The sequence below is a fragment of the Kitasatospora sp. NPDC059812 genome (assembly GCF_042732075.1).
GTDB lineage: Bacteria > Actinomycetota > Actinomycetes > Streptomycetales > Streptomycetaceae > Kitasatospora.
Genome location: NZ_JBHWIO010000138.1, coordinates 1 through 10,445 on the forward strand (window position 1 = coordinate 1; position 10,445 = coordinate 10,445).

Annotated in this window: 5 protein-coding genes and 1 pseudogene; 1 reads left to right on the plus strand and 5 read right to left on the minus strand. The window is 74.5% G+C overall.

The genetic code is table 11. The annotated features are described in order from the left end of the window. The 5 genes and pseudogenes from ACFV6D_RS37295 to ACFV6D_RS37315 all read right to left on the minus strand — a co-directional run. A pseudogene (locus ACFV6D_RS37295) lies at positions 1 to 397 on the minus strand (hypothetical protein); the annotation flags it as partial. Next, positions 394 to 1,122 (minus strand): RNA polymerase sigma factor SigM, encoded by a 729-nt coding sequence (gene sigM, locus ACFV6D_RS37300; RefSeq protein ID WP_380563162.1) that lies wholly within the window; start codon positions 1,120 to 1,122, stop codon positions 394 to 396. The gene sigM and the pseudogene ACFV6D_RS37295, both read right to left, overlap by 4 nt. A gap of 48 nt (positions 1,123 to 1,170) precedes the next feature. Beyond that, on the minus strand, positions 1,171 to 3,171 hold the full coding sequence (locus tag ACFV6D_RS37305; protein ID WP_380563164.1) for a protein kinase family protein: 2,001 nt from the start codon (positions 3,169 to 3,171) through the stop codon (positions 1,171 to 1,173). 307 nt (positions 3,172 to 3,478) lie between these two features. After that, positions 3,479 to 5,947 (minus strand): murein biosynthesis integral membrane protein MurJ, encoded by a 2,469-nt coding sequence (gene murJ / locus ACFV6D_RS37310; RefSeq protein ID WP_380563166.1) that lies wholly within the window; start codon positions 5,945 to 5,947, stop codon positions 3,479 to 3,481. A 57-nt stretch (positions 5,948 to 6,004) separates the two neighbouring features. Next, the gene (locus ACFV6D_RS37315) at positions 6,005 to 8,584 is read right to left on the minus strand and encodes a DUF6049 family protein (RefSeq protein WP_380563168.1); all 2,580 of its coding nucleotides are present in this window, start codon (positions 8,582 to 8,584) and stop codon (positions 6,005 to 6,007) included. A gap of 355 nt (positions 8,585 to 8,939) precedes the next feature. Here ACFV6D_RS37315 and ACFV6D_RS37320 point away from each other — a divergent pair, with 355 nt between their 5' ends. Further along, a complete protein-coding gene (locus ACFV6D_RS37320) occupies positions 8,940 to 10,340 on the plus strand; it encodes a CCA tRNA nucleotidyltransferase (RefSeq protein WP_380345967.1) in 1,401 nt (466 codons plus the stop codon). Positions 10,341 to 10,445: the final 105 nt, after the last annotated feature.

Sequence of the window (10,445 nt, forward strand, 5' to 3'; positions counted from 1 at the left end):
GGCCGGTGGGCGCGGCGGGCCGGGAAGGGGGTGCGGCGGGCGCCGCGGCGGCCCGGGGGGGCAGGGTGGGGGTGGCGGCCCGGGAGGCCGCGAGGGGGGCGTTCTCGGCCTCCTCCTCCGTCGCTGCGGAGGCGGCGGCCGCGGCGAGGGCGGCGTCCAGCCGGGCGGCGACGTCGGCGGGCATCGGCGGGGCCTCGACGGCGCCGAGCAGTGCCTGGACCTCGCCGAGCGCGTCGGCGGTCTCGCGGCACTCGGCGCAGTCGTCCAGGTGTCGGCGCAGCGTCCGGGCGGCGTCGGCGGACTCGACCAGCCCCTCGGCGAGGTCGGCGAGCTCGTCGACGGAGGGGTGGGCCTCGGCGGGGCCGGTGGGGCCGGAGGAGGAGAGGTGGGCCGTCATCGCGTGCTCGCGTCTCCTTCCAGAACCGTCCGACCGGTGTTCGGGCCTGTCCCTGTGACGGTGCGGGTGCCCGTCGGGTTCCCCGGCGCGTTCCGCCGAGGTGGCGCGGCCGCGCCGGGGGCGTTCGGTGTTTCACGTGAAACATCCGGCCCGCCACCGCCGCTCTCGCGCAGATGGCGGACCAGCGGGAGCAGCCGGGCCCGGCCCCGGGCGCAGCGGCTCTTCACCGTGCCCACCGGGACGCCCAGCAGCTCGGCGGCCTCGGCGACGGGGTAGCCCTGCATGTCGACCAGGACGAGTGCGGCCCGCTGCTCGGCGGGCAGTTCGGCGAGCGCCGCGGCCAGCTCGCGCTGCACCTCGGCCCGGACCACCGGGGAGTCGGCCGGTTCCGCGGCGCCGACCAGGCTGTCCAGGCGCCGCGGGTCCTCGTCGAGCGGGGTGGTGCGGCGGGTGGCGCTGCGCCGGGCGCGGTCCAGACAGGCGTTGACCACGATCCGGTGCAGCCAGGTGGTGACCGCCGAGCGGCCCTGGAAGCCGGGGGCGGCGCGGAAGGCGGAGACCAGGGCGTCCTGGAGGGCGTCGGCGGCCTCCTCGCGGTCGCCCAGGGTACGCAGGGCGACCGCCCAGAGCCGGTCGCGGTGGCGGTTCACCAGGAGGCCGAAGGCGTCCGGGTCGCCGGCGACGTGCCGGGCGAGCAGCGCCGCGTCGTCCTCCGCCACCGTCACCCCTCGCCCCCCTCGCCGTCGTCCTGGACCGGACCGCCGGTCAGCCGGTCAGCCGGAGACCTTCACCTCGGCGACCTGCCCGCGGAACTTGCCGTCCGTATCCTTCGGCAGGCTGGTCAGCCAGATCAAGAGGTAGCGCGTGTTCGTCGGGGTGCTGAGAGCGAAGTCGACGGTGGTGCCGCTCTTCTTCCCCACGGCCGTGAAGGAGGTCAGCGGCGCCTTCTGCGGGTTGTCCGCGGCCTGACCGTTCGGGATCCGCAGCTCGGCCGTGGTGGTGCCGACGAACTGGACGCTCACCGAGTTGACGGCGTGCGACGAGCCGAGATCGATCAGCAGGCCGGTGCCTTCCTTGTAGCCGCCCGGGACGAACTGGTCGTCGTAGCCGTAGGTCGGCCAGCTCGTGCTGGGGTCGCCGTCGATGGCCTTGGGGAGGGCCCAGGCGGATTCCGCCGAATCGCCCTTCGGGTTGTACGAGAGGGCGGCCTTGGGCGCGATCGGCGTCGGGTTGTGGGTGCTGGCCTGCGGGGTCGGTGCGTCGCTGGTGGCCGAGGTCTGCGGGGGGGTGGTCGGGCTGGTGTTGCGCAGGGTGTCCACGAACTGCCAGGAGGCGACGCCGATGGCGCCCAGGGCGACCGTCCAGGCCGTCGCCTTGATCACCCGGCGCAGCCGTCGCCGGGTGCGCCGGCTCGAGGTCGGCCGGGACGAGGCGGGCAGCGGGGCGACGGCCGGGTCGGCCACCCGGGTCGGGTTGGGCGCGGTCGGCAGCGCGTGGGTGTTGTGCCGGGGCGGGGCCGGGAAGGGGGGCAGCTCCGGTTCGGGCTGGCGGATCCGGGGCATCTGCGCGATCGCCCGGGTCAGCTCCTCCGGGGTGGTGATCGGCTCGGCGTGGTGCGGCGGGTGGTCGAACAGGGCCCGCGCGGCCAGCTCGGACAGGCCCTTGTGGACGCCCGCGCGGACCTGGTCCGGCGCGGCGTTCTGGAGGCCCTTGGGCAGGCCCTGGAGGTCGTAGCGGTCCTCCGGGTAGGGCCAGCGATGGGTGAGCGCGGCGAACAGCAGGGCGCCGATCGCGCGGGTGTCGGTGCGCTCGGAGCCGTCGGTGCCGTCCTCGTCGGGCAGCCCGCGCAGGGCGGCGTCCACCGCGATGCCGTTGATCCGGTACTGGCCGCTGTCGGTGCGCAGCACGCAGCGCGGGGTGAGCCGCAGGTGGGCCTGGCCGCGCCGGTGGGCGGCGGCGACCGCGTCGGTCACCTGGCGGACCATCTGGTACGCCTCGTGCGGCTCCATCGGGCCGTCGGCGAGCAGCTTGGCGAGGTCGGAGGCGTGCGGCAGCCACTCCCGCACGACGTAGACCAGCTCGCCCTCCTGGACGGCGTCCAGGACCTGGACGAAGCGCGGGTCGCCGAGCAGGGCGGCGGACTTGGCGGCGGCGAGCACCTTGCGGGCGCGCTGGTGGCCGGAGGCCATCAGGTGGACGCCGACGGCCCGGCGCAGCTTCTCGTCGACCGCGCGCCAGCTGCTGAAGGTCTCGGTCTGGGAGATGCACTCCTCCAGCCGGTACCGGTGGCCGATCGTGTCGCCGCTGTGCCGCAGCGGGGCGGGGAGGGTGCGGGGCAGGGTGGCGGTGTCGCGCGGGTCGACGGTGGGCTGCGGGTCGGTGGGGCGGCGCTTGGCGGCCGCGGGCTCCGGGGCGGCGGGCTTGCGCCGGGCGGTGCCGCCGGCGGCCAGCTCGGCGGCGATCTCGTGGACCGAGAGCGGAGCGGTGATCTCCGAGGTCTCCTCGCCGCGGGGGGCGTCCTGGCCGACGTCGGAGAGGTCGGAGAGGTCGGAGGGGTCGGCGGCGTCGGTGTCCGGGTCCGGGTCGGCGGCCACCGGGGTGTCCGGGGCGGCGCCCCGGTCCTCGGAGGCGTCCTGGGAGGAGGCGTCGGCGACGGCGCCCGCCGGGGCTGCCTTCCCCGCCGTGAGCTCGTCGATCGCCGCGGCCAGTGCGGCCTCGTCCGCCGCCGCGTCAGCTGCTGACGTGTCGACGACCGCCTTGGTGCCATCAGCCACCGTGGTCCTGCCTCCCCTTGTGTCGCCCCGGCTTGAGAGAGTCGCTGGAGCCCGCGGGTTGGCGGCCACGTGCTCCAGGACAATTGTGCCCACTCTTCTCCACCGAGTACGACCGCTGAGGGGCGCGCTCGGTTGCGTGCTGGTGGAGAGATGTGGTGCAGATCCGACACCGGGCCGCCATCTCGCGGCCCGGGCGGAGCCGGGCGCGGGCGGCGGCCCGGCACCCGGCCGGACGGGCGGAGGAGCCGGTGGCTCCCGTCGACACCCGGTCAGGGCGTCCGCTCGTCCGGTCGGTCGGTGTGGTGGATCAGCGGCCCAGCCGGCCGCGCACCATGCCGAGCATGGCGTTGAGCTCCTCGATCCGCAGGCGCTTCGCGATGAGTACGAACACGGCCAGCTGGAGGCCGCCGCCCGCGACGAGGGACAGCACGCTGCCCAGCCAGCCGTCCAGCACCTGCTGGACCGCCAGGCTGACGCCGAGGCCGACCAGCGCGGACGGCACGCCGGCGGTGGCCAGTCGGCTGTAGGTCTTGCCGATCCGCTTGCTGTCCAGCCCGCCGATCTTCTTCTTCAACTTCGGCAGTGCGACCGTCACCCCGACGGCGTAGGCCAGACCATAGCCGAAGGACATCCCGATCACGGCCCACTGGGCGGGCAGCGTGAACCAGCAGACCACCGAGAACCCGGCCTGGCAGACCGCGACCCAGACGGTGTTGGAGAACGGCGTCCGGGTGTCCTCGTAGGCGTAGAAGCCGCGCAGCATCACGTACTGGGCCGAGTACGGGATCAGCCCGAGCGCGAAGGCCGAGAGCATCAGGCCGACGTTGGAGGCGTTGTCCAGGGCCCGGTCACCGCCGCCGATCCCGTAGATGGAGCGGGCGATCGCCGGGCCGAGCGACAGGAACAGGAAGGCGCCCGGGACGACCGCCACCGCGGTGGTGCGCAGCCCGTACGACAGGTCGTCGCGGACGGCGCCGGCGTCCTCGTCGGCCGCCGCCCGGGAGAGCCGGGGGAGCACCGCGCTCATGATCGAGACGGTGATCACGGCCTGCGGGAGCTGCCAGATCAGCAGGGCGTTGGAGAACGCCGCGAGGCCGACGCCCTCGTGGCCGCCCTTCTCGGCGGCGCTGCCGGCGGCGGTGGCCAGCTGGGTGATGACCAGGAAGCCGGCCTGGTTGGCGAGCACGAAGAAGAAGGTCCACTTGGCCAGCCGGGCGGCCTTGCCCAGGCCGTGGCCGCGCCAGTCGAAGCGCGGCCGGTAGCGGAAGCCGGCCGACCGCAGGTACGGGATCATCGCCAGCGACTGGACGACCAGGCCGAGCAGGGTGCCGAGGCCGAGCAGCCGGACGCCCTCGGGCGAGATGCCCTCGGGCGTCACGTGCGTGCCGCTGTAGCCGCCGTACACCCAGATGTAGGCGCCGAAGGTGAAGATCACCACGATGTTGTTGAGGACCGGGGTCCACATCATCGCGCCGAACCGGCCGCGGGCGTTGAGGATCTGCCCCATCACCACGTGGACGCCCATGAAGAAGATGGTCGGCAGGCAGTACCGGGCCAGCGCGACCGTGGTCTCGGCGCGGTCCGCGTTCTCCATCATCGAGTGCGAGATCAGCTGCACCAGCAGCGGTGCCCCGAGCACCGCGAGGAACACCACGCCGCCGAGCCCGACCATCACCAGGGTGAGCAGCCGGTTGGCGTACGCGGTGCCGCCGTCCTCGTCGTTCTTCATGCTGCGCACCAGCTGCGGCACGAAGACGGCGTTCAGCGCGCCGCCGCCGATCAGGATGTACAGCAGGGTCGGCAGGGTGTAGGCGGCGTTGTACGAGTCGCCCATGGCGGCGACGCCGATGGCGGCGGTGATCACCATGGTCCGGACGAAGCCGGTGCCGCGGGAGACCAGCGTGCCGGCCGCCATGATCGCGCTGGAGTTCAGCAGGCTCGCGACCTTGCCGCCGCCGCCGGCCGCCGGGGCGGGCTCGGCCGCGGGCGCCGGCTGTGCGGCGCGCTCCTCGGCGACGAGGTCCGCCAGCGGCTCCACCGCCGGCGGCACCGCCACGGCGGCCACCTGCATGGTGGCCTCGTCCTCGGAGAGCGGCGGGTCGAACTCGATCGGGGGGACGAAGGGGCGGTGCCCGTCCGGGCCGGCGTACTGCTGCTGCCCCGGGTAGCCGCCCACCGGCGGGTACGGCGCGGCGGCAGCGGGGGGCGGGGGCGCGACCGGCGGTGCCATCGGGTGCACCGGGGCGGGCGGGGGCACCGGCGGCTGGGCCGCCGCCTGCTCCTGGTGGCCGCCGAACAGCGCGTCCACCCCGACGTACTCGGTGGTCTCGCTGTCCCAGGTCGAGTGCGCCGGGCCCGGCTCCCACTGCGGCCGGGGCTGCTCCTGGCCGCCCCACTGGCCGCCGCCGGCCGGGGCCGGGGCCTCCTGCCAGGCGGCCTGCACCGGGGTGTCCCAGCCGGGCTGCACGGGCGGCACCGGGGCCGCGAACGGCGTCGGCGCCGAGTACTGCGCCGGCGGCACCGGCGTCGGGTAGCCGCCGCCCTGCGGCGGCAGCTGCGGCGGCACGTCGTACGCGGTGGCCGGCGGCTGAGGCGCCGCGGGCCGGTCGGCCCGCAGACCGTACGGGTCCTGGCCGGCCTGCGGGTTCCCGTACGCGTCGGCCGCGTACGGGTCCTGGGCGTAGGTGTCGGCCACGTACCAGTCGCCGGACGGCGACTCGGCGCCCGGCCGGTTCTCACCGCGGCCCGGCGGCCGCTCCTCGCTGCGCCCGGTCATGTCACCTCTTCGCTGTCGTGGGGGAGGCCGGCCCGGCGTTGCGGGGGGTCGGCGGTATCAAGGACCAACCTTCTCATCACTGGCGGTCCGATCCCGGCCATCCGCGTTGCTGCCGCGCGGTGTCTGCGCGGGGCCGGCCTCGGCGGATCCGCCGCCGGAGCCGTCTTCGGGGCCGCCGCCGGGGCCGTTCCCGGAGGGTTCGCCGGCACCGCCCCCGGTCTCGCCGTCGGGCTTCTCCCCGCTCGCGTCCCCGCCCGCGTCCCGCGCCCCGTCCCGGGCCTCGTCCGCCGCCGGGGCCGGTGCGCCGTCCGCCGCCGGGCCGTCGACCGGCTGGTCGCCGTCGGTGTGCGGCTGCCCGGCCCGCCGCTTGCGCTGGCGCACGAAGCGCAGCGCGGCCAGCAGCAGCAGGGCGGCGCCGGCCGCGAAGACGTACAGCACGCCGTTGGTCACCGAGGTGACGTCCACCCTGAACTGCTGCGGTGCGCCGTACTTCTGCGGGTTGGGGCCGGTGGTCCAGAGCTGGGCGGTCATGTTGACCGGGCCGTTGTTGTGCGCCTCGGCGTTGAACCGGAGGGTGACGCTCTGGGAGGCGGGGATGACCAGTTCCTCCTCCTTGCCCACCCGCAGCCGGTTCGGCTGCGGCGAGGTGAGCACCAGCTTGAGGTTGGTGACGGTCTGGGTGAGGTCGTTGCGGACGCTGACCGGGAGCAGACCGGTGTTGCCGGCGAAGGTGACGACGTTCTTCTTCGGCACCCGGACGGCCCCGGTCAGTTCGTCCAGGTACTTGGCGACGTCCGCGCGGTAGGTGCTGCCGGCCGCCGCGTCGGTGCGCCACGCGGTGGACAGCGAGCGGACCATCGCGGCGCTGAACGGGCCGCGCACCCGCTGCGGCAGGGTGAGCACCCGCATCAGCGTGTCCAGGTTCTGCTGGATCTCGTCGGTGCTGCTCAGCTCGGCCGCGGACAGCTCCGAGGCGCGGACCTGGGCCGGGTAGTCGGCGGCCGCCGGGACGGCGGTGTTGGCCTTCTGGTCGGGCGAGGCCTGGGCCAGGGTGTCCAGCTTGACCGGGGCGAGCCACTTGTTGTCGGAGGCCGTCTGCAGGGCGTCCGCCAGCACCTTGGCGGTGCTCGCGGTCAGGTCGCGCGGCGGCATCACCAGCAGGCCGCGCTGGTTCTGCGGCTGCTCGTGGGTGATCGTGTAGGTCTCGGCGAGGAAGCGCTGGTTCGCCTTGGTCTGTGCCTGCGGGGTGGCGAGGTCGGTCTGGAACAGCGAGGAGACGGTCTCGTCGGCGACCACCGCGTTCTGCCCGCTGCCGATCGGGCGCACCGCGGTCGGGGTGTAGTTCATCGCGTCCGGCTCCGGCATGCTCGCGCCGTTGACCAGGACCAGGCCGTCGCCGGCCTGCTGGGCGATGCCCGCGATCTGCTGGTCGAGGTAGCCCTGGTACGGCCAGGCCACGTCCGAGCGGGTGTCGACGGACAGCCGCCCCTCGACGGTGAGCCGGCCGGCGGTGGCCGCCTTGCCCAGGGCGGTGCCCATCCCGGTCAGGTCGGCGCCGTTGTGCGCGATCGAGGCGAGGTCCGGGTCGGCGTAGGGCAGGGACACCACTTGGCCGCCCGGCTTGGCGACGGCGGCCCGCAGCTTGTCCAGCCAGGCCGTGGCGGCGGCCTGGCCGGTGCCGGGGACGGTGTTGTCGTCCTTGGCGGGCTTGCCGACGTCCTGGCCCGGCTTCTGCACCCGGTACGGCCTGGTCATCGCGAACGCGGTGTCCAGCAGGTCCGGGTCGACCACCCAGGTCAGCCCGGTCATCTTGGCCCCGGTGTCGACCAGCTCGTACAGCCGGCCGCCCGGGGAGAACTCGGCGGTCAGGCTGTCGTCGCGCAGGACGGGGACGGGCTGGTCGTTGTCGGAGTAGGTCTGCGCGGCCAGCACCGGCGCGTGCACCAGCGGCCAGAGCGTGGTGACCTTGCTGGGCTGTGCCTCGGCGCCGCCCGGGTTGTACGGCAGGAAGGTCCGGGCGATGCCCAGCGGTCGGTCGCGCTGGTTGTCGGCGGTCGAGCCCCAGGCGTCCACCGCGAGCTCGTAGACGCCGCTGTCGGACAGCCCGAGGTCGCTCACCGAGACGCTCAGGGTGTAGGGCTGGTTCTGGCCCGGGCCCAGCTCCGGCAGGGCGTACTGCGGGCTGTCCAGCTCCACGCCGTCGGAGTTGGTCGGGCCGCTGCGGGTGGTCACCAGGGACAGGTCGCTGCGCCGCTGCAGCGGCTTGCTGGACAGCGGCTTGCGGACGGCCGCGTGGGCGTTCTTGACCGCGGCCTTGCCGGTGTTGGTGACGTGCCCGGTGATCTTCACGATGCCGTTCGGGCTGGCCACCTGCGGTGCCACCGTCTCGATGGTCATCTCCACCGGGTACTCGGCCGAGACGCCGTTGTCGGTGGTCGGCCGGATGCCGCCCCCGGCGGGTAGCGCCGCGGCCGGGGCGACCGCTGAGAACAGGGCCAGGGCGGCCCCGCAGGCGGCGGCGAGGCGGCGGGCCGCCTGCCCCGCGCGCCGCCCCGTGCCGTGCCCTTCGACGGGGCGTTGGGTCCTTCCGGGCCGTCGGTCCGCCCCCAGGCCCGAGTGCCGTGCCGGCTCACTCACTCGTTCCGCCCTCGCCGTTCTCGATCGCTCGCTGCTGATGCTGTTCGCTTGACGTTCTTCGCTCGACGCAGTTCGCCGCGCTGGTGCCGCGGGAGCTCCGCCGGCCACGGCGGCACGCGACACCGCATCCCCTGTCCGGTGCCCGAGACTCGTCCACCGGCATGGTAACGATGCAGCCCGCGGTGCAGTGTCGCGGGCCTTGGGGTGAGACGCCCAAAACGCGCGGGCGGTTGACCTGTCGGGCCACGTACTCTTGTGAGCCGTGTCCACTGCCAATGAGTCCACCGCGCACCTCGACCGTTCCAGCACCGCCGTCCAGGCCGTCCCAGGCCTGAGCGAGGCCCAGACCCTGGGGCTGCAAGAGCTGCTGCGGGTGTCGCCGGTGGCCGACGAGATCGCCCGTCGGTTCGAGGCGGCCGGCCACCGGCTGGCCCTGGTCGGCGGCTCGGTGCGGGACGCCCTGCTCGGCCGGCTCGGCAACGACCTGGACTTCACCACCGACGCCCGCCCGCAGCAGGTGCTCAGGCTGGTCAAGGGCTGGGCGGACGCGGTCTGGGACGTCGGCATCGCCTTCGGCACGGTCGGCGCCCGCAAGGACACCCCCGAGGGCTCCTTCCTGATCGAGATCACCACCTACCGCTCCGAGGCGTACGACCGGACCTCCCGCAAGCCCGAGGTCACCTACGGCGACACCATCGAGCAGGACCTGGTCCGCCGGGACTTCACCGTCAACGCGATGGCCGTCGACCTGCCCGGCCGCGGCTTCGTCGACCCGCACCACGGCCTGGACGACCTGGAGGCCCGGGTGCTGCGCACCCCCGCGACCCCCGAGGAGTCCTTCTCCGACGACCCGCTGCGGATGATGCGCGCCGCCCGCTTCGCCGCCCAGCTCGACTTCGAGCCGGCCCCCGAGGTCGTCGCCGCGATGACCGCGATGGCCGAGCGGATCACCATCGTGTCCGCCGAGCGCGTCCAGGCCGAGCTGAACAAGCTGCTGCTGGCCAAGCACCCGGTGAAGGGCCTGCGGCTGCTGGTCGACACCGGCCTGGCCGACCACGTGCTGCCCGAGCTGCCCGCACTGCGGCTGGAGCGCGACGAGCACCACCGGCACAAGGACGTCTACGAGCACTCGCTGACCGTCCTGGAACAGGCCGTCGACCTGGAGCAGGACGGCCCGGACCTCACCCTGCGGCTGGCCGCGCTGCTGCACGACATCGGCAAGCCGCGCACCCGCCGCTTCGAGTCGGACGGCCGGGTCTCCTTCCACCACCACGAGGTGGTCGGCGCCAAGATGACCCGCAAGCGGATGCGCGAGCTCAAGTACTCCAAGGAGCTCACCGAGGACGTCTCGCAGCTGGTCGAGCTGCACCTGCGCTTCCACGGCTACGGCGGCGGCGAGTGGACGGACTCCGCGGTGCGCCGCTACGTCACCGACGCCGGACCGCTGCTGGAGCGCCTGCACAAGCTCACCCGCTCCGACTGCACCACCCGCAACCGCAAGAAGGCGGCGGCGCTGTCGCGCACCTACGACGGCCTGGAGCAGCGGATCACCGAGCTGAAGGCCCAGGAGGAGCTGGACGCCGTCCGCCCGGCGCTGGACGGCAACCAGATCATGGAGCTGCTCGGGCTCAAGCCCGGCCCGCAGGTCGGCAAGGCGTACAAGCACATGCTCGAACTCCGGCTGGAGCACGGCCCGCTGGAGCACGACGCGGCGGTGGCCGCGCTGCGGGCCTGGTGGGCCGAGCAGCAGGGCTGAGAGGTGCTGCGAGGGGTGGGGGGGGGGGGGGGCGGGGGCCCCCCCCCCCCCCGGCCGGGCCGGGGGGGGGGGGCCGCGCGGCGTGCGAAGCGGGTGGGGGGGGGC